The following is a 20,424-nucleotide window of genomic DNA, read 5'->3' on the forward strand; positions in this document are numbered from 1 at the left end:
AGGGAGCTGAGCCCGCTCTGCTCTCTTCATCCGTAAAGCTCAAAGATTCGCCAACGGCTGAAGGCCTGCACCCCGCCTTAGCGAGATAAATCCGTTTTTTGACTTCAGACTCGGCTTTACGAAAATCCGTTTTCGAAAAAACACGGTTTGTCAGCTATCTGACTGAACGCCGTACCAATGATTTGGTACGGCGTTCAGCAAGGAGTTCTGTCCGGTGTTCTGCGCGGGATGTACCCGGTGCCATGCCCGGTTTTTTTATTGATTTGTTCGCGCTGGTAGTCAGCCGGTAAGCTCGCGCAGCCGCTCTTCGTCGAGAATGTGATACACGCCCCGCCGCTCACGGTGGAGAATGCCGGAGCGGGTGAAGTCGTTCAGCAGGGTGGAAACGGTCTGCCGTGTGGTGCCCAGATGCTGGGCGAGCAGCTCGCCTGTCATGTTCAGCGTTACCGTGCGCGGTGCGGGTGCAGGGGCACCCGGCAAGCCGGGAACTTCCGCCGTGGCGGCAGGCTCCGCCGAATCGAGCAGAAAGGCGGCAAGCCGTGCGGTTGCATCGCGGAACACCAGCCCGTCTATGATGCCGAAGGCGTTTTTGAGAATGCCGCCCAGCACCCGGACCATGGTCTTGGTAAACTGCGGCACGTCCATCATGCGGCGGTGGAAGGTGGCAATATCCGTGAGCAGCACGGTGCAGTCATCCAGTGCCTGCACAAAAGTGTTGGTGTGGCTGGTGTAGATGTCGCCGGGTTGCAGAATGGCAATGGTGAATTCCTTGTCGTCATAGGCAAGGTACACCCGCACCCTGCCCTTGCGGACAATGAACACGTAGTTGTGCAGCGGCGTTGCCCTGCCTGCCGCCTCTCCCGTGCCATGCGCCTGATGGGGCAGAGAGGGGCGGGCGTCGTGGGGGGCATGCGTGTGCCCGGGTGCGGCGGGCTGGCTTTCATCATCATATTCCGGCTGAAAGATGATGGTGTTGCGCGCGAATGTGCGCTCCCGGAACGCGGAGAGCAGCTCGGCGAATTCCGGTCGGGCCAGTTCCTCCAGCAGATTCATGCTGGTAAATTTCATGCGTGTGGCTCCTGATTGCACGCATCATACATGAGTCGGCAGGGAGAGCAACGGCTCACCTCGCGCCGGAGTCCGGGCGTAAGGGGAAAGATTCGTCAGCCCCAGAAGGAACCCCGGAAGGAGCATGGAAGGGGGCGGACGAAAAGGGGCGGCTCCGCCCGGCGGGATGCGGGTGTGCGCCGGGCGGAGCCTGTGCCGGGTGGGTGAAGCCCGGTCCGGGAGGAAATGGTCAGCGAAGAGGGGCCTGTTCAGCGTCCGGGGTGGCTGTTTGCGGGCGGTTAAAGGCCGCCGCGCCTTCCTTGCCGAGATAGCGCACCAGCATTTTTTCCGGCGCGTCCATGAGGTCTATGAGCAGAAAGGCGTCCAGCGTGCCGAAGGCCGAGTCCACGTGAAACGCGCCAATTCTGCCGCCCAGCTTGAGGTAGTGCTTGAAGAGGATGGGCAGGCTGCGCCCGTCTTCCATGTCCTTGATGAGCCCGTTCAGCCCGCCGAAGCTGAGCCGGGCGATATCTATGTCTTCCGTTACGCCCTTGGGGGTTTTCAGCTTTGGCTGCTTGCGCCCCGTGACCATGGCGGCAAGCTCCGGGTCCGTGTGGTGTGCCTGTAAGTAGCGCACCGTGGTTGCCAGCGTGTACGGGTTGAACACCAGCGGCAGGCTGCACGGGCCGAACAGATACCGCAGGCCGGGACGCCGCAGAATGTAGCGCCCTATGCCCTTCCAGAGCAGCATAAGAGGATTGTAGTCGCGCTGGTAGTCGGGGTGCACAATGGCGCGTCCCAGTTCCACGGACTGGCCGAATGCGCTGAAAAAGTCCTTCTTCAGTTTGAACAGAGTGGAGCAGTACAGCCCCTTGGAACCGGCCGTGGCGGTTATTTTGTCCACCTGTCCCAGCCTGTAGGCGCCGGCAATCTGCCTGTCTGCGTCGTTCCACAGGATAAGGTGGTCATATTCGTAGTCGTAGGGGTCTAGATCAAGGTCGCGGCCCGTACCTTCTCCCACCGGACGGAAGGTGGCCTCGCGCAGTCTGCCCAGTTCGTGGAGCATGTTGGGCATCTGAAAGGCCCGGGCCTCAAACGCGGTGTAGCCGTTTTCGCGCAGCAGCACCTGCTCTGCGGGCAGTTCGTCCAGTTCTATCAGCAGGCTGGCCGCAGGGCGGGGCATGGCAATGGGCATGGGTTGTGCGGGCTTGGGCAGCAGTGCCTTGGGCAGCAGCGACACAGGGAACAGGCTGCGTTTTTCTTCCTGCCGCAGGCTGTAGCTGCGCACCCGCAGGTAGTTGATCACGTCCTCTTCGCTGGCAAGTCCGTTGGCCCCGCTCAGCATGGCGGCGGGAATAATTCTGCCCACGCTCAGCTTTACGGACTGCCCGCGTTTCTTCAGCAGTTCGCGCGGCAAGAGCGCCGTGCGGGCCAGAGGATGCATAAGCCCCATGAGGTTGAACATAAGGCTGTTACGCCCGTGGAAATAGAGGGGCAGCACATCCGCCCCGGTTTTGCGGATGATGCGGGCCACGTTGCGGTTCCATTGCGGGTCCATGATGCCGCGATGGGCGGGCTGCAGGTGCGAGACCTCGCCGGAGGGAAACACCGCAAGGCTGCCCCCTTCTTCTACATGGGCAATGGCCGTGCGCAGGCCGCGTATGTTCTTGTTGCGGGCTTCGCGTGAGTCGAAGGGGTCTACGTCGATAACCACGTTTTTCAGTTCAGGAATGATGCCGAGCAGAAAGTTGGCAAGAAAGCGCATGTCCGGCCGCACGGGCAGCAGGGTTGCCATGAGCACCAGCCCTTCCAGTGCGCCGAAGGGATGGTTGGAAACCACGACCAGCGGGCCGGAACGGGGAATATTTTCAAAGCCCTGCCCTTTAAGCTTTACGCGGACATCCAGAATGTCCAGCGCCTCGCGGGCGAAGTCCAGCGGGTTGGAACGCTGCGTCATGCCATTGTACAGGGTGAAAAGCCTGTGCAGGCGCGAAAGGTGCATCAGCGGCGTTTTGATGGGCGCAAGTACGCGCCGCATGCCGGGTGGGATGAAATCCAGCGAGAGTCCTCCCGTTTGCATGTGTGCCATGCTGTGCGCCATGTCGCTCTGCTGGATGCCCGTGGAGAAGGCAGCGGGACAGTCCGTGGAATATTCCGTGGAAAATTCCGGGGGCATGGGGGTCTGCATGGGGTGCAGTTCTTCGGACGAAGCGGGGGCGTTCTCCGTGGTGTTCCGCCGGAAAGCCTGATGCAGCATACACGTTCCTCGCAGTGACAGGGTGGTGCGGCGGCCGGAAAATCCGTGCGCCGTTCCCTTTCTGTATGGGCGGAATGTGGTTGCCGCGTGAACAACCTGTTACAGTTACGCGGCAAAGGGGCGGGGGGTGCAAATGTAACGCAACCGTCCGAGATGCGTCACCCGTATGCCATGCCGCAGGGTGCGCGGCGTGGCATATGCCGGGAACACCGGAAACCGTAGTCCGTTTCAGCAACCGTTCCCACCCATGCAAGGAGTCTGTCATGACTGAGAGCCAACGCCGGGAAATTGAACGTCATCTGGAAGACACACTCGCCGCGCTGCGGGTGCAGGCTCATATGGATTCAACAGGTGATCTGTGCTGCGCCGACGAAAACGAATTCGCCTCGCGGCTGAGCGAAATGCGGCTCAGCGTGGCCCTGCAGGCGCGCGTCAACGTCCAGATACGGGAAACAGAAGAAGCCCTGCGCCGCCTGGATGTGGCCGATTTCGGAACCTGCCGCGAGTGCGGCGAGGATATCCCCTTGCAGCGGCTGAAGGCCAATCCCACCACGACGCTGTGCGTGCACTGCCGTCAGGAACGGGACAATGCGCCGCGCCATATGGGAATGCCTGTGGCACAGGCGGGACTCAGAGCGTAGGGACTGTTGCGCCTGCATTGTCCGTCCTGCCGGTGTAACTGCCCAAATGGGCAGAACGGGAGAAAGGGCGTTTGTGGGCGCGCTGCATGCCGGTCGTGCCTGTCAAGCCTGTAGAGGCTGTTGTGCTGTTGCGCCTGACGCTGCGGTCACATCAGGCGTATCAGGTGTATTAGGTGTATTAATCGGACCATACGTACCATCCGCATCAGGCGCATAGGCGTATCAGGCTTGCCCATCATGCCTGTCATGCCGGTCATGTCAGTCATGCCGGTCAGGCCAGTCTGTTATGACAGGTGCCGCTCCTGTATGCTTTTGGTGATGCTTTGGGCGCGTGCCACCATGGACGCATAGAGCAATTCTCCGGCATATCCGGGCAAGCCCAGCCTGTCGTTACGCCCGCCATGCCACACGCCGTAAGAGCATTAGACGCAGTATTTTTCGCCCGCCTTGCAGGAAAGGTGGGCTTTTTCATTTGGTGATGAATACCGTATTATGGTAGGGAAAAGCCGTAGGCGTAGTGAGTGTTTATTTCAGTATATCCGGCACTGCTGTTTCAGGGGTGTGGGCATGAAGTCCGGTTGCGCAAGTTCTGTCGGCCTGCTGGCGCTGTGTACAGTGCTGGCATGCTTTTTTGCCTTTGCGTCCCGCGTGGCGGCGGGCGAGAAAAAGGTTTTTATCCTGCACAGCTACGAGCTGGGGCACGTATGCGGCGGGCCGCAGCACGACGGTGCGTTGCGTGCGTTGCGCGAGGCGGGATTTGAGCCGGGCAGAAACCTTGCTGTGCAGGCCTTTGCCATGGACACGCGCAGGGTGAACACCACCCCGGAACGTATGCGCACGCAGGCGCGTCTGGCGCTTGAAGATATTGCGCGCTTCTCCCCCGATGTACTCATCACGCTGGATGACGATGCCTTCCGCACCGTGGGGCTGCAGGTGGCCAATACGCCGCTTCCGGTCGTTTTTTCCGGCCTGAACGGGCGTCCGGAGTCCTATTCGCAGCAGGTGCCGTGGCTGGAGAGCCGCAACCGCCCCGGGCACAATATCACCGGCGTGCTGGAAAAGCTGCATACCCTTACCGCCCTGAAGGTGCACCGCAAGATTCTGGGGCAACTGACCACGGTATACGTTATCGCTGACTCCACCATTACAGGAGCAGCCTCGGTGGAGCAGGTGCGGGAAGAGTTGCAGGCGGAACCCAACGATTTTCTCTGGACTCTTTCTGTCACGGACAGCTGGGAAGACTATCAGCGGCATATTCGCGGCGCATGTGCCAATCCCCGCGTGGATCTGCTGTATCCGCTGGCGTTGCAGCTTAAGGACGCCGCAGGCAGGGTGTACACCGCCCCGGAGATTTTGCGCTGGACAACGCAGGTGTGCCGCAAGCCCGACCTTGCCGTGAACTACTCCTTTGTGGAGCACGGGCTGATGGGTGGCGTGGGGGTGGATTTTGAATATATGGGCTGGCAGGCGGGCAGCATGGCTGCGCGTATTCTGAGCGGGGAATCGGCGGGCGAAATGCCCATGCAGGAAGCGCAACGCTACGCGCTGGTGTTCAATATGGCCCGGGTGCGCGAACTGGGCATAGAAATTCCGCAGGATATTCTGCTGGCCGCTGACCATGTGTACAATGAGTAGACAGTAAGACGATCATCACGATGCCGCTCAGAAATACATTTCGTATTACGGACCGGTCCGTAACCTCCGTGCTGGTGGCGTCCACACTGGGCGTGGTGCTGCTGTGCACCATTGGCGTTCTTGCTGTGCAGCACTTCTCCTACTCCGCATCACTGCAGAGGCAGTTCCGCGACAGGGTGGAGGCGGAAGCCCGCGAAATGGGCCTGCATTACCGGCGCATGATCGGCGAGGCGCAAAGCCAGCTCATGGCGATGACAGAAGACAACGCCATCCGCGTAACCTTGCAGCTGGAGGTAGAATACCAGTTGCAGGAGCGCATGGCTCATTTTTCTGCCCACGCGCCGCACCTCGGCTTTTACATCCGCTCCGCCGAAAAGGAACGCCTGTATAGTGCCAGCCCGGAACCCGTGCCTGTGGAGGCGTTTGAGCTGTTCGCCCTTCCCGCCCCGCACGTGGGCAAGCTTTCTCTCGCTCCCGATGGCAGGTTCTATGTGGCCCTTACGCGCTACATCCGCAGCCGCACAGGTATTCTGGGTACGGCCGTGGCCATCTGCTATCTGGGCAAGGCTGCGGAAAGCCCCTACCAGCCGGATCGCTCCGGCACGGTGCTTGTGAACCATTACGGCGTGTTCCGGGAGCTCAGCACAGGCAACCCGGTTTCCCTGGAACTGCGCACCGCCATGCCGGACAGCAGCGGTCCCGCACTTTCCTCCGTTGCCGGGCAGGCGGGACTGCTGACTGAAACAGGCTTTCCCGACATGCTGTACCTTGCCCCCCTCAGCCCCCTGGAAGACGCGCGGCGCACCAGCCTGTATGTGAGCGCGGCGTTGCTGCTCACCACGGCGCTGCTCTGCGTTTTGCTGGCCTATTTTCTGGGGCGCAGAATAACCAGACCTCTCAGGGAGCTTGCCGAATCTGCCCGGAAGATAACGCTGGGCGAAAACCCGCCCCTGCTGCAGGGGGCCTCTTCCCTGCGGGAGGTGAACGATGTTCTGCATGCCATGGATGCCATGCTGGACAACCTGCGCAAGGCGGAGGAGCTAACGCGCTACCGTACCCTGTTTGAGGAGGTGGTGGACGCCATCTATATCTTTGATATGGACGGGCGCCTGCTGGAATGCAACTCGCAGGCGCTGGCGCAGGTGGGCTGCGACAGGGAACGGCTGATGAAAATGGGTATTCTGGACCTGACAGGGCCGGAGTACCGCCGCAAAGTCTTGCAGGTGCTGGATGCCATGCGCAAGGCCCCTGCGGGCACCCGGCTGGCAAGCCGGCGGTTCGAGATACGCATACTCCCCGTGCAGGGTGCCCCCTTTCCGGCCGAGATACACAACCGCAAGATGCTCTATATGGGGCAGGAGGCCGTGCTGAGCGTGGTGCGCGATATATCCACGCGGCTGGCGGTGGAAGAAACCCTGCACAAGGCGCGCAAGGCGGCGGAAGATGCCAGCCGGGCCAAAAGCGGGTTTCTGGCTTCCATGAGCCATGAGATACGCACGCCCATGCACTCCGTGCTGGGGTTTGTGGACATGCTGGAGGCGACGCAGCTTACTGAAGAGCAGTCCGGCTATCTGGAGATGCTGCGCAATTCCGGCTTGCTGCTCATGGACCTTATCAACGATATTCTGGACTTTTCCAAGATTGAGGCGGGGCATCTGGAACTGGAGCATATCGAGTTCAGCCCCGAAGCCCTGCTGGAGCGCGTGCACGGTATGGTGGGCACGCAGGCTTCCCGCAAGGGGCTGGAGGTGATTCTCTATATTGCGCCGGATGTTCCCCGGAGAGTGGTGGGCGACCCGACCCGGCTGCAACAGATTCTGGTGAACCTGCTCAGCAATGCGCTTAAGTTCACCGCGCTGGGGCATGTGGTAACGCAGGTGCTTGTCCGTTCCAGAACAGAGCGCGAGGTTGTGTTGGAAATTTCTGTCAAAGACACGGGTGTGGGTATCCCGGAAACCAAACAGGATGTTATTTTTGACATCTTTACGCAGGCTGATGTGTCTACGTCGCGCCAGTACGGCGGCACGGGGCTGGGCCTTGCCATTACCAGGCGGTTGGTGGAGCACCTTGGCGGCAGCATAGGGGTGGACAGCAAGCCGGGGCAGGGGGCCACCTTTACCTTTACCGTGGTGCTGCCCCTGCCGGGTGGACACCGTGCTTTTCTTGATACGCTGGATGGGTCGCGTGAGCTGGCGGAGCATCGTGAACTGGCGGCACCGGAGGGGTTGACGGAATCGGGTGAACAGCCCGAATCACCCGAATCACCCGAATCACCCGAAGAAGCATGTACCCTGCCGCTGGCGGGTCTGCATTTCCTGCTGGTGGACGGCAACGCCGTGACTCTGCGTTATCTGGCCCAGACCGTTTCAGATATGGGCGGCAGCAGTGCTTGTGCCTCGTCCATGGAGCAGGCCTACCGCCTGCTGGAAGACCATGTGCGGTATGCCAGAGTTCAGCATGATGCGGAACGCCCCGGAGTCAGGGACGAGGCCGCCATGCCGGACAGGTACGCTTCCCCTCCGCAGCAAATGCACCCCGTGCCGGAGCGCTTTGACGTGTTGGTCATGGGAACCAACATGCCGGAACTGGATGCACTCTCCGCCCTGCGGCACCTTGCCAGAATGGCGGGAGAGCACCTGCCGCCCGCCCTGCATCTGGCAGACCCCGGCGGCGATGCGCCGGGTGGAAACGCATTCCCTGCCACGCTGCCGGTGCTTATCAAGCCCGTCACACCGGGTCGGCTTGCCGCCACGGTGGAGGCGCTTTTCGCAAAATCCTCTGCGGAAGATGAGGACGCCGTCTGCGCAGCAGCGGAACCGGAAGACGCAACGCGGCGCAGGGTGCTTGTGGCTGAAGATTCTCAGGCCAACCGTATGCTCATGGGCTTTTTCCTCAAAGACTCCCCCTTCATCCCGGACTATGCGGAAGACGGCAGGCAGGCCGTGCGTATGTTCCGCAGCCGCAGCTATGATGCTGTGATCATGGATATTCAGATGCCGGGCATGGACGGCTATGCGGCAACGCAGGCCATCCGGGCGTATGAGAAGGAGCGGGGGCGTGCTCCGGTGCCCGTTATCGCCCTTACCGCCAACGCCTATGCGGAAGATAAGGAAAAAAGCCTTGCGGCAGGCTGCACAGACTATCTGGCCAAGCCCGCCAAGAAGCGGCAGGTGCTGGATTTGCTGAACAGGCATCTGGCGGGAACAGGCGCAGGCGCAGCATAGCTGGCTGCCGTTTCTCACGGCCCGTTCACGGCGTTAGCGGAGTATCCGGCGGCAGGTATACAGGCGCGACTGCCAGTACTGCTTGTCCAGCGACTCTTCCCGGACCACCGAGCCGGATTTGGGGCTGTGCACAAAGTGCCCATTGCCGGAATAGATGCCCGCGTGCAGTCCGAGCCCTTTGTCCGCAATGCGGAAAACGACCACATCGCCCAGTCTTGGGGCATTGCAGTTCACGCTTGTGCCCATGGCGGCCTGTTCACGTGTAGTACGGGGAATATCGTGCCCGTGCGTGCTGTAGGCCCACCAGATGAGCCCGGAGCAGTCAAACCCCTGCGCGGGGTCGCATCCGCCGTATCTGTATGGTGTGCCTATGACGGTGCGGGCGGTGTTCACCACGGCGGCCTCCTGTCTGGTAGGCGGCGGGTCGGCCCTGCGGGGGGCATAGCCGCCCGTGTGCGCACTGCCGCAGCCTGCCAGCAGAACGGCAAGGCACAGCAGCAACCCTAATCGGCGTCCTGTTGCAACGGATATGCGAATGTGGTTGTGCACTGAAGAACCCCCGGTGGTTTGGCCCCTGCCCTGCCGGATTTGTGCGCGGGTGTATGCAGGGGCTTAACAGACTCCCGCGATAGGCGTACAGGTATGCAAGGCCATGTCGTTTGTCGTTTCGGCTTACGATGAGCGTCTGCGGTTCTGCAATTCCCGCTGCGCAGCAGCAACGGAGTCCGCCACAGTATGCCTGAGAATACACCATAACCCTGCTGACCGCAAAGGGGATACCCCGCATGGCCCGTGGCCGAACCCGCTCCCGTCTTCCGGCTCAGGAAAAGAACCGCGCCGCGTCTGTCTTCCGCCTGCCGGATTCCATGCAGGCAACACTGCCGTCCATGCTTGCGGAGGTGTTTCCGCAACTGCTTGCGCTTGCGGTTTCGGCCGGAGACACCATTCTGCAATGGTATGGTACCCCGATGCCTGTACAGATGAAGGAAGATGAAACCCCTGTCACCCCGGCGGACGAAGCCGCCCACGCGTTGCTGGCGGAAGGGCTGGCGCGTCTGCTGCCGGGCATTCCCGTCATTTCGGAAGAAGGCGGGCTGCCCCCGGCCCAAGAGCGTGCCGCGTGGAGCAGGTATCTTCTGGTAGACCCGCTGGACGGCACCAAGGGCTTTCTGCGGCAGAACGGGCAGTTTACCGTAAACGTGGCCTATATGGATAACCATGTGCCTGTGGCGGGCATTGTCCATGTTCCTTTGCAGGGGTGTACTTACTGCGGCGTGGCAGACGGCGGCGGGGCGTTCCGGTATGAGGGTGGCCGGGCGGAACCGCAGCGTATACATACAAACCGCAGCGTGCCCGCAACCGGGCCGGTGGTGTTGCAGAGCAATGTGGATAAAACTCCGCGGCTGGACGCCTATCTGCACGGCACGCCGCACACGCGGCTGCGGGCGGGCAGTGCGTACAAGTTTTGCCTGCTGGCAGAAGGGGCGGCCCAGCTTTTTCCCTGCCTGCACCCCACATGGGAATGGGATACCGCCGCAGGGCATGTTCTTGTGGCGGCGGCAGGTGGAACGGTAACAGGTATGCGCGGCGCACCGCTTGTCTACGGCAAGCCCACGCTGCTTAACGACTGGTTTCTCGCAAAAGCGTGACAGGAGAGGCACACATGCCGCAACAGGCCGTATTTGATTTTGATACCGTGCTGGACCGCCGCAATACCCATTGCGAGAAATGGGACGGCATGCGTGAGCATTTTGGCGTTTCACTGGAAAACGGTATTGCGCTGTGGGTGGCGGACATGGAGTTCGCCCCGCCGCCCGCGGTGCGCGCGGCATTGCGCACCATGCTGGACGGGGTGCTGGGATACCCCGCTGACTACGGCGACTATCACGCCGCCATAACGGAATGGATGCGGCGCAGGCACGGATGGCATGTGCAGCCGGAATGGATATCCGCCACCCACGGCATAGTGGTGGCGCTGAATATCATCGTGCAGGCGTTCTGCCGCCCCGGTGACACGGTGGTGGTGCAGCCCCCTGTGTACTATCCGTTCTTCGGGGCGGTGCGCAACAACGGCTGCCGGGTTGCCGCCAACCGGCTGGTGCGTGGTGCCGACGGGCTGTACGCCATGGATTTTGATGCGCTGGAGGAGCAGCTGGATGACAGCGTGCGCATGTTCATTCTGTGCAGCCCGCATAACCCCGGCGGCAGGGTGTGGTCGCGTGCCGAACTGGAACGGCTGGCGGAGTTATGCCTTGCGCGTGACGTGCTCATTGTGGCGGATGAAATCCATCACGACCTCGTGTACCCGGATGCGCCGCACCCGCATACCGTGCTCGCCTCCATCGCACCGGAGGTGGCAGCCCGCACCATCACCTGCACATCTGCCACCAAGACCTTCAATCTGGCGGGCACGCTGACCGGGAATGTCATCATCTCCGACCCGCACCTGCGGCGGCAGTTTGAGCGGCAGATGTACCGGGCGGGCATGTATCTGCCCAATGCCTTCGGCATGGCTGCCGCCACGGCGGCATACACCCACGGCGAGCCGTGGCTTGAGGCGCTTCTGCCCTATCTTGCGTCAAACCGAGACCGGGTGGCGGAGGTGGTTGGCACCCTGTCCGGAGTGGAAGGTACGCCCTTGCAGGGAACCTATCTGGCGTGGCTGGATTTTTCCGGGTTTTGCACCGCATGGGCTGCGGAACACGGTACTGTGCAGGAAAAGGGCGGCACCGTGACCGGAGCGGTAGCCATGGACGAGGTGGTGCGCCGCATAGAGCAGCAGGCGCGGCTTGCCCTGAACCACGGGCATACCTTCGGTCCCGGCGGAGAGCGGTTCATGCGGCTGAACTTTGCCTGCGCCCGTCCACAGTTGGAGGAGGCTCTTGCAAGGCTTGCGGGAGCATTCGGATAACGCTGCACAGGCTGCCCGCAGCGTACGGGTATGGCACATGTGGGCTCCCGGATGTCCCTGATTGCCCCCGGTAGCCCCCCCCAGATGAGGGCGGATGAGGGCGGATGCGGCCCGGATGGGTTTTCCGGCAACGGGGAAGTGACGCAACGCAAATTCCGCTGCCCGATTTTGCAAAATAGAGGGGTGCAGTTACGCAATCGGCCCGCCCGCCCAACTTTTTTTGCCCATGAGGAAACGGCAGATTACAGCCCTGAAAGCGCGGGACGGGTGCGCGTTCATGCAGACGCAACCCCGCGTGGACGCAAACAAAACAGTTACGTGAGAGTGACGTTCTCGTTTTGGAATGTGCAAAAATGTACGTATCAATTCGGCAATATTGACATTTTGTAGAGAAAAAGGACTTGACGAAAACCCGTTTCATGGGTTGCATAGGGTGTTTTCCTGTTGTTTGAAATGGGCCGGGGCAGCAGTGTCCGGGTGTGACCGAGGGTTTGTGCGGAATGCCTTTAGCGGTTTTCCGCCGGGCGCGCGGGCGGCTTTCCGCAGGTCCTGTGTTGAGGTAGGTTAAAACCTGTTTGACTGAGTACTGGAGGTACTGGATGAAACGCTTCGCTTACGCGTTGGTGCTGGCTTTTGTGCTGGCCCTGTTTGCCGCTCCCGCAATGGCCAAGACCCTGCGCCTTGCCATGGACGCCGACCCGGAATCGCTGGACCCGCATGTGCAGCTTTCCGGCGGCATGTTGCAGTATTCCCACATGGTGTACGATCCCCTCATCCGCTGGACCAAGGACATGCAGTTCGAAGGCCGCCTTGCAGAGAAGTGGGAACGTATTGACCCCCTGACCGTGCGCTTCCACCTGCGCAAGGGCGTGAAGTTCCACAGCGGCAACGACTTCACCGCCAAGGACGTTGCATGGACCATGGCCCGTCTGAAGGATTCTCCGGACTTCAAGGGTCTGTTCGAAATCTTCGAGCCGGTAGTCGTTGTGGACGACTTTACCGTGGACCTGAAGACCAAGGTTCCCTATCCCCTGCTGCTGAACATGGCGACCTACATCTTCCCCATGGACAGCGTGTTCTACACCGGCACCGATGATCAGGGCCGCGACAAGGCTGCCGTGGTCAAGGCCGGCACCTCCTTTGCCAACGAAAATGTTTCCGGCACCGGCCCCTTTGTGGTCACCTCGCGTGAACACGGCGTTCGTGTTGTCTTTACCGCGTTCAAGGATTACTGGGGCCCCCGCGGTAACGTGGAAGTGATTGAGTTCAAGCCCATTGCCAACGAAGCAACCCGCGTTGCCTCCCTGCTTTCCGGCGGCGTGGACTGGATTCAGCCCGTGCCCCCGCAGGACTACGACCGTCTTGAAGAAGCCAAGGACGTGGACCTGATCACCCTTTCCGGTACCCGTATCATTACCCTGCAGCTTAACCAGAAGCGTCGTCCCGAGTTTGCGGACAAGCGCGTGCGTGAAGCCATTATCTATGCCACCAACAACGACGGCATTGTGCAGAAGATACTGAAGGGCCGCGCTACCACCGCCGAACAGCAGAGCCCCAAGGGCTACCTTGGCTACGTGCCCGAGCTGACCCCCCGCTACGACCTTGAAAAGGCCAAGCAGCTGATGAAGGAAGCCGGTTACGAAAAGGGCTTTGAAGTAACCATGATCGCTCCCAACAACCGTTACGTGAAGGACGAAGCCATTGCGCAGGCCTTTGCGTCCATGATGGAGCGCATCAACATCAAGGTGCACCTGAAGACCATGCCCAAGGCCCAGTACTGGGATGAGTTTGACGCGCAGGTGGCTGACATCCAGATGGTGGGCTGGCACTCTGATACCGAAGACTCCGCCAACTTCACCGAATATCTGGCCATGTGCCCCAACAAGGAAACCGGCATGGGTCAGTACAACTCCGGCAACTACTGCAACCCGGAAGTGGACAAGCTGATCACCGATTCCAATGCTGAGACCGACGTTGCCAAGCGCACCGCCGCCCTCCAGCAGGTTGAGCGTATCCTCCACGATGACGCTGCTTACGTTCCCCTGCACTGGCAGGACCTTTCCTGGGCAACGTCCCTGAATCTGGTCAACGCCCGTGACATAGTGAACGTGATGGACTTCCCCTACTTCGGCGACCTGGTCATGAAGTAGTGATTGTGTAGTAATGCCGGGGCGGCCCTTGCCGCCCCGGCTTCCGCTTTTTCCGGGGTGTTTCCGGGCGGCCCATAGCGGGCGGCGGGCGTCCGCCGTCGCAAACGGGCAGCCGGGAAAAGATGCAGGCCCACCGTGAGGCCGACTGGCAGGCCGATCGGCACAGGCCATTCCACCATTCCGAACCGGCCACGGGCCGGTTCTCCCTTGTCCGGCAGGAAGCGGCCCTGAAAAGACCCCTGCCGCCGGACGGGCAGAAACATATAACGAAACAGAAGTCTTATGTTCGCGTTCATACTACGACGCCTGACGCAGGCCATCCTCGTCATGTTTGTCATCTCCATCATCGGCTTCGCCATCAAGTATTCCTTCGGGGATCCTGTGCGCGAAATGGTAGGCATGTCCGTTTCCTACGAGGAGCGGCAGGCCCTGAGAGATCAGCTCGGCTTGAACGACCCCATGGTCGTGCAGTGGACGCGGTTTGTGAAGAACGCGCTGAAGGGCGATCTCGGCATCTCGTTCTTCCACCGCAAGCCCGCGGCGGAAGTCATCATCAAAAAGGCTCCGGCCACGCTGGAACTTGTGTTCGCCAGCGCGCTCATCATCCTTGCGGTATCCATTCCGGCGGGAATATATGCGGCGGTCAAGCCCAAGGCTGTGCTCTCGCGATGTATCATGGGTTTCAGCATCGTTGGGGTTTCCATCCCAGTGTTCCTCACGGCCATTCTGCTCATCTACCTTTTTGCGGTGGAATTGCGCTGGCTGCCCTCTTACGGGCGCGGCCAGACCGTGCAGCTATGGGGCTTCTGGGACACGGGCTTTCTTACGCTGGACGGCCTCAAGCATCTTATCCTGCCCTCCATTGCGCTTTCCTCCATCATGCTGCCGCTGTTCATCCGGCTTATCCGTGCGGAAATGAAGGAGACGCTGCAGACGGAATACGTCAAGTTCGCCCGCGCCAAGGGGCTTAAGCCGTGGCGGGTGCTCATGGTGCACGGATTCAAGAACACGCTTCTTCCTGTCATCACCGTGGGCGGCGTGCAGATAGGCATCATGATCGCCTACACCATCCTCACCGAAACCGTGTTCCAGTGGCAGGGCATGGGCTTTATGTTCATTGAGGCGGTGGAGCGGTCTGACACCTCGCTGCTGGTGGCCTACCTCATTTTTGTGGGCGCGCTCTTTGTCACCGTGAACACGGTGGTGGATATCATCTACGGGCTGGTGAACCCCATGGTCCGCATATCGGGGAGGAAATAGGGCATGTGGAAGAAGTTCCGGGATTCATATTTCCTCTACAGCTTCCTGCGCGACCCCGTGGCGCTGGGCAGCTTTCTTATACTGGCCGTACTGGTGTTTATGGCGGTTTTTGCGCCGCTGCTGGCACCCCAGAACCCCTATGACGGGGCATCCATAGACATTATGGACGCGGAAATTGCGCCCAGCTGGGTTTCCGGTGAAACCCGGTTCTTGCTCGGCACCGATGCGCAGGGGCGCGACATCTGGTCCACCATTCTGTATGGCGCGCGTGTTTCGCTGCTCATCGGCATAGGTGCGGTGATATTGCAGGCTGCGCTGGGCATTATTGTGGGGCTGGTTTCCGGCTACAGGGGCGGCCGGGTGGATGCCATTCTCATGCGCATTGCCGACGTGCAGCTTTCTTTTTCTTCCTACATGGTGGCCATATTCTTCGGTGCGGTGCTGCAAACCGCCGTGGGGGTGGGGGGCTATGCCAATATCGCCCTGCCGTTCCTTATTCTGGTCATAGGCATTTCAGAATGGCCCCAGTACGCGCGCACGGTGCGTGCCTCTGTGCTGGCGGAGAAGAAAAAGGAATATGTGGAAGCCGCGCGCGTTATCGGGCTTAAGCCCCGGCGCATCATGTGGCGTCATATTCTGCCCAATACGCTCACACCCGTGCTGGTTATCTCCACCGTGCAGGTGGCAAACGCCGTAATGAGTGAGGCAGCCCTTTCCTTTCTGGGGCTGGGCATGCCTGCCAACCAGCCTTCGCTGGGCTCGCTCATCAAATCCGGCTTTACCTACGTGCTGAGCGGCAGCTGGTGGATTACGCTGTTCCCCGGCGTGGTGCTTGTGCTGCTTGTGCTTTCCATAAACCTGCTGGGCGACTGGCTGCGGGATTTCCTGAATCCCAAACTCTACAAGGACTAGGGGAACATGGAACATCTGCTTGACGTACGGAACCTGACCGTCAAGTTTGCCCTGCGCGACAGCGCGCTCACCGCCGTGAACAACGTTTCCTTTGTGCTGGACAGGGGGGAACGCATGGGGCTGGTGGGCGAATCTGGCGCGGGCAAGTCCGTGACGGGGTTTTCCATAATAAATCTTATCTCCAAGCCCGGTTTTCTGGCGGGGGGGTCTGTGTGGTTTGACGGGCGCGATCTTGCGTCCCTTTCCGAAGAAGAGATGCGGCAGGTGCGGGGCAACCGCATAAGCATGATCTTTCAGGACCCCATGATGACCCTGAACCCGGTGCTCACCATAGGCTCCCAGATGGTGGAAACCGTGCTCGCGCACAAGGACGTGAGCCGGGCAGAGGCAGAAGCCCTTGCCATGGACAAGCTGCGCAAGGTGTACATAAACTCGCCTGAAAAGCGGCTTAAGCAGTACCCGCACGAGTTTTCGGGCGGTATGCGCCAGCGCATCGTCATTGCCATTGCGCTGCTCACCAGCCCCGGGCTGATTATTGCGGACGAGCCCACCACCGCGCTGGATGTGACCATTCAGGCAGAGATTATGGACCTGCTGCTGGAGCTGTGCAAGACAGAGAACATGGGGCTTATCCTCATCACCCACGATCTGGGCGTGGTCTCGCAGGTAACGCAGAAGGTGGCGGTCATGTACGCCGGCAGCATTGTGGAACTGGGAGAGACTGCGCAGGTGTGCGGCAACCCCCAGCATCCGTACACGCGGGGGCTTATCGCCGCGCTGCCGTCCGGTGCCACGGGCAAGCGACTGAACCAGATTCCCGGCAGCATGCCCAGCCTTACGGAAATTCCCAAGGGCTGTGCCTTCAACAACCGTTGCGACAGGGTACAGGACGTGTGCTACCAAAGGGTGCCTGTTCTGGAACGCAAGCAATCGGGCGTGTTCGCCGCCTGCCACGTACTGGAGTAGCCATGGCTGATACGCCACTTGTATCCATAAGAAACATCGTCAAATATTTTGATATATCCGGCGGCATGCTGGACCAGATATCCTTTTCCGGCGGCAAGTTCACGCGTAACCGCACCGTGGTGCATGCCGTGAACAACGTGAGTCTGGACATCCGGCAGGGAGAGACCCTTTCCGTGGTGGGTGAGTCCGGCTGCGGCAAATCCACGCTGGCGCGTGTGGTCATTGGCCTGTATCCGCCCACATCCGGCGAAATCCATTACGCCGATCAGCGGGTGGACAACCTGCAGGGTAATGCGCGGCGTCCGTTCCGCACCAAGGCGCAGATGGTCTTCCAGGACCCCTACGCCTCGCTGAATCCCCGCATGCGTGTGCGGCAGATTCTGGAAGAGCCTGTGCGCTTTCACAAGCCTGAGCTTTCCGATGACGCGGTACGCGCCAAGATTGCCGAGGTGATGCAGCAGGTGGGCATAAACCCGGAGTGGGCAGAACGCTATCCCCACGAATTTTCCGGCGGGCAGCGGCAGCGTATCTCCATTGCCCGTGCACTGGTGCTGGACCCGGAATTTATCGTGGCGGACGAGCCCATCTCGGCACTGGACGTGTCCATTCAGGCGCAGGTGCTGAACCTGATGATGGATTTGCAGGAGCAGCGCAAGCTCACCTATCTGTTCATCAGCCACGACCTTTCGGTGGTGGAGCACATCTCCGACCGCGTGGCCGTGCTCTATCTGGGCAGCCTGTGCGAGCTTGCCTCTGCCAAGGAGATGTTCAGCCGCCCGCAGCACCCTTATACCAAGGCGCTGCTTTCTGCCATTCCGCGCATTGGCAAGGGGTTTCAGCACATCAAGCTTTCCGGCGATGTGCCCACCCCCATACGCCTGCCCTCCGGCTGCGTGTTCCATGGGCGATGCCCCCACGCCGCCTCACGCTGCAGGCACGAGGTGCCCAAGGCGCGCACCCTGGAGAGCGGCACCGTGGTTGCCTGCCACGGGGTGGAAGAAGGACGCATATAACACAAACGCGGCCGGACATGATGCCCGGCCGCGTTTTTTACAAACTAAGCCTGTCGCTTCCCGCCCCAAAACCTACCGGAAATCCACCCTCTGCGTGCTGCCGTTCATGGTAACGGTGGCCTGCACTTCCGGGGTGGTGCTGATAACAGCGCCCCGGCGGATGACGAAGAGGCGGGCGGGGTGCAGGCGCAGGGCTTCCATCTTGGATGCGGCCTGCACGATGACCATGTCCGCGTTGCAGCCGGGGGCAAGGCCGTAATCCTTAAGGTTCAGGGTGCGCGCCCCGTGGGTGGTCACGGCGTCAAACAGGGTGTTCTGCTGTTCCACTCCGGTCATGTGCAGGGCGTGTGCGCCCATGTGGGCCACTTCCAGCATGTCGTGCGTCCCCATGGGATACCACGGGTCCATCACGTCATCGTGGCCCAGCGAAACATTTATGCCCATGGCAAGCAGTTCCGGCACACGCATCAGCCCGCGCCGTTTGGGGTAGGTGTCGTGGCGTCCTTGCAGGTTCATGTTCACCAGCGGGTTGCACACACAGTGCATTTGCGCCTCCGCCATAAGCGGCAGCAGCTTGGAAACGTAGTAGTTGTCCATGGAATGCATGCTGGTCAGGTGCGAACCGGCCACCCGCCCTTGCAGACCCAGCCGCTGGGTCTGGTAGGTCAGGGACTCTATGTGGCGGGAATGGGGGTCGTCTGATTCGTCACAGTGCATGTCCACCATCAGGCCGCGTTCCGCCGCAATCTCGCACAGCAGTTCCACGGAGCGCCTTCCTTCATCCATGGTACGCTCAAAGTGCGGAATGCCGCCCACCACGTCCACGCCCTTGTCCAGCGCGCGCTTCAGCAGCGCTATGCCGTCCTTGCAGCGCAGCACGCCGTCCTGCGGAAAGGCCACCAGCTGAATATCCACATAGTCCCGCATCTCCTCGCGCACTTCCAGCAGCACGTCCACAGCCATCAGCGAGGGGTCGGTGGTGTCCACATGGGTGCGGATGGCAAGGTTGCCCTTGGCCACTGCCCACGAAACAAGCTTCAGCGCGCGCTCCTTCAGCCCCTGCGCGGTGAGGTCCGGCTTCAATTCTCCCCATATGCGTATGCCTTCCAGCAGGGTTCCGGAACTGTTCAGGCGGGGCATTCCCATGGAGAGCGTGGCGTCCATGTGGAAATGAGAATCCACAAACGGCGGGGTTACCAGATACCCCTTTGCGTCCACCGTGGCGTCCGCCTGCGCCTGCAACGCGGGGCCTACTTCCACAATGCGCCCGTTGCGGCAGGATATGTCCACAAGTTCCTTGTGCCCGTCTATGCGGGCATTGCGTACAATAAGGTCCAGCATGGAGGCTCCTGTCTGTGCTGTTATCCTGTTCCGGTTTGGCTGGCGGACGCCGTCGTCATCATCATCCTGATGCGGCCTTCCGGGGTTCGTCGTGGTTGGCATAACGTGCCGCAGCGTGCGCCTCAGCGTTCCCCCTTGCGGAAGGGCACGAGCAGCGCCCTTGGGTAGGCTGCCCGGCGCGACATCACAATAAGGGCGATGATGGAGAAAATATAGGGCATCATCAAGTAGAATTGATACGGAACAGTCATGCCGGACTGCTGCTGCACCCGCATCTGCACAGCGTCAAAGGCGGCAAAGAGCATGCAGCCCAGCAGGGCCTTGCCCGGTTTCCACGAGGCGAACACCACCAGCGCAATACATATCCAGCCGCGCCCGTTCACCATGCCTATATAAAAGGCGTCAAAGGCAGACATGGTGAGAAACGCCCCGCCCACTGCCATAAGCGCGGAACCGGCCATTACCGTCCATGTGCGGATGGCAAAGACGGAAAGCCCCTGCGCCTCTACCGCCATGGGGTTCTCGCCGGTCATGCGTATGGCAAGCCCCACCGGGGTGCGAAAGAGCACAAAGGCCACCACGATAACGGCCGCAAAGGCCAGATAGGTAAGCGCGGATTGGTTGAACAGCACGTTGCCCACGTAGGGAATGTCGGAGAGCACGGGTATGGCAAAGGCCTTGAACGGCACAATCTTGGGCGGGGTGGTGGCCTTGGGCAGCAGCATGCGGAACACGTAGGAAGAAAGCGCCGCCGCCAGCATGGTTATGCCAAGCCCTGTCACATGCTGCGACAGGCCCAGATGCACCGTGAACAGGGCGTGCAGCAGCCCGAACAATGCACCGACGAAGGCGGCAAAGCATACGCCCGTCCACAGGTCGCCGCCGAAGTACACCCACGTCCAGCCCGCCATGCTCCCGGCGGCCATAATGCCCTCTATGCCCAGATTCAGCACACCCGCGCGTTCGCACAGCAATTCGCCCAGCGTGCCGAAGATAAGCGGCGTGGCCATGCGGACGGTGGCGACCCAGAATCCGGCTTCCAGAATGAAGTTCAGAATCTCCACGGC

Annotated in this window: 15 protein-coding genes; 10 read left to right on the top strand and 5 right to left on the bottom strand. The window is 60.8% G+C overall.

Annotated elements, in window-relative coordinates; translation table 11 throughout:
* Positions 1-279 precede the first annotated feature (279 nt).
* Together HUV26_RS16435 and HUV26_RS16440 are read right to left on the bottom strand one after the other, a co-directional pair.
* Positions 280-1,068 carry a Crp/Fnr family transcriptional regulator gene (locus HUV26_RS16435; protein ID WP_174411219.1) on the bottom strand — a complete coding sequence of 263 codons (789 nt, stop codon included), beginning with the start codon at positions 1,066-1,068 and terminating at the stop codon, positions 280-282.
* 229 nt (positions 1,069-1,297) lie between these two features.
* Positions 1,298-3,304, bottom strand: a complete 2,007-nt coding sequence (locus HUV26_RS16440) for a bifunctional lysophospholipid acyltransferase family protein/GNAT family N-acetyltransferase (RefSeq protein ID WP_243451426.1) — start codon at positions 3,302-3,304, stop codon at positions 1,298-1,300.
* Between the two features lie 263 nt (positions 3,305-3,567).
* Between HUV26_RS16440 and HUV26_RS16445 the strand changes: the two genes are divergently transcribed.
* The 3 genes from HUV26_RS16445 (at position 3,568) to HUV26_RS16455 (ending at position 8,804) form a co-directional block, all read left to right on the top strand.
* Positions 3,568-3,945: a TraR/DksA family transcriptional regulator gene (locus tag HUV26_RS16445; protein WP_174411220.1), complete on the top strand. Its 378-nt coding sequence runs from the start codon at positions 3,568-3,570 to the stop codon at positions 3,943-3,945.
* Positions 3,946-4,512: 567 nt separating this feature from the next.
* Entirely contained in the window at positions 4,513-5,580 is a 1,068-nt protein-coding gene (locus HUV26_RS16450; protein ID WP_174411221.1) for an ABC transporter substrate-binding protein, read from the top strand.
* 20 nt (positions 5,581-5,600) lie between these two features.
* Positions 5,601-8,804 (top strand): hybrid sensor histidine kinase/response regulator, encoded by a 3,204-nt coding sequence (locus HUV26_RS16455; protein ID WP_174411222.1) that lies wholly within the window; start codon positions 5,601-5,603, stop codon positions 8,802-8,804.
* Between the two features lie 33 nt (positions 8,805-8,837).
* On the opposite strand, the gene HUV26_RS16460 is transcribed toward HUV26_RS16455, so the two are convergent.
* Positions 8,838-9,353 carry a C40 family peptidase gene (locus HUV26_RS16460; RefSeq protein ID WP_174411223.1) on the bottom strand — a complete coding sequence of 172 codons (516 nt, stop codon included), beginning with the start codon at positions 9,351-9,353 and terminating at the stop codon, positions 8,838-8,840.
* Between the two features lie 236 nt (positions 9,354-9,589).
* Between HUV26_RS16460 and cysQ the strand changes: the two genes are divergently transcribed.
* The 7 genes from cysQ to HUV26_RS16495 all read left to right on the top strand — a co-directional run bounded on the left by cysQ (position 9,590) and on the right by HUV26_RS16495 (position 18,016).
* Positions 9,590-10,453: a 3'(2'),5'-bisphosphate nucleotidase CysQ gene (cysQ, locus tag HUV26_RS16465; RefSeq protein ID WP_243451427.1), complete on the top strand. Its 864-nt coding sequence runs from the start codon at positions 9,590-9,592 to the stop codon at positions 10,451-10,453.
* Between the two features lie 14 nt (positions 10,454-10,467).
* Complete coding sequence (locus HUV26_RS16470) at positions 10,468-11,715, top strand: MalY/PatB family protein (protein ID WP_174411224.1); 1,248 nt, start codon at positions 10,468-10,470, stop codon at positions 11,713-11,715.
* A gap of 599 nt (positions 11,716-12,314) precedes the next feature.
* On the top strand, positions 12,315-13,865 hold the full coding sequence (locus HUV26_RS16475; RefSeq protein ID WP_174411225.1) for an ABC transporter substrate-binding protein: 1,551 nt from the start codon (positions 12,315-12,317) through the stop codon (positions 13,863-13,865).
* Positions 13,866-14,147: 282 nt separating this feature from the next.
* A complete protein-coding gene (locus HUV26_RS16480) occupies positions 14,148-15,125 on the top strand; it encodes an ABC transporter permease (RefSeq protein WP_174411226.1) in 978 nt (325 codons plus the stop codon).
* A gap of 3 nt (positions 15,126-15,128) precedes the next feature.
* Positions 15,129-16,037, top strand: a complete 909-nt coding sequence (locus tag HUV26_RS16485) for an ABC transporter permease (RefSeq protein ID WP_174411227.1) — start codon at positions 15,129-15,131, stop codon at positions 16,035-16,037.
* Between the two features lie 6 nt (positions 16,038-16,043).
* The gene (locus HUV26_RS16490; RefSeq protein ID WP_174411228.1) at positions 16,044-17,003 is read left to right on the top strand and encodes an ABC transporter ATP-binding protein; all 960 of its coding nucleotides are present in this window, start codon (positions 16,044-16,046) and stop codon (positions 17,001-17,003) included.
* A 2-nt stretch (positions 17,004-17,005) separates the two neighbouring features.
* Positions 17,006-18,016: an ABC transporter ATP-binding protein gene (locus HUV26_RS16495; RefSeq protein ID WP_174411229.1), complete on the top strand. Its 1,011-nt coding sequence runs from the start codon at positions 17,006-17,008 to the stop codon at positions 18,014-18,016.
* Between the two features lie 72 nt (positions 18,017-18,088).
* Here HUV26_RS16495 and HUV26_RS16500 read toward each other — a convergent pair whose 3' ends face one another.
* Together HUV26_RS16500 and HUV26_RS16505 are read right to left on the bottom strand one after the other, a co-directional pair.
* Positions 18,089-19,459, bottom strand: coding sequence for an amidohydrolase family protein (locus tag HUV26_RS16500; RefSeq protein WP_243451428.1), 1,371 nt, complete (start codon positions 19,457-19,459; stop codon positions 18,089-18,091).
* A gap of 20 nt (positions 19,460-19,479) precedes the next feature.
* A complete protein-coding gene (locus tag HUV26_RS16505) occupies positions 19,480-20,421 on the bottom strand; it encodes an ABC transporter permease (protein WP_205245170.1) in 942 nt (313 codons plus the stop codon).
* Positions 20,422-20,424 lie beyond the last annotated feature (3 nt).

It is taken from the genome of Desulfovibrio psychrotolerans, assembly GCF_013340305.1.
Taxonomy (GTDB): Bacteria; Desulfobacterota; Desulfovibrionia; order Desulfovibrionales; family Desulfovibrionaceae; genus Halodesulfovibrio; species Halodesulfovibrio psychrotolerans.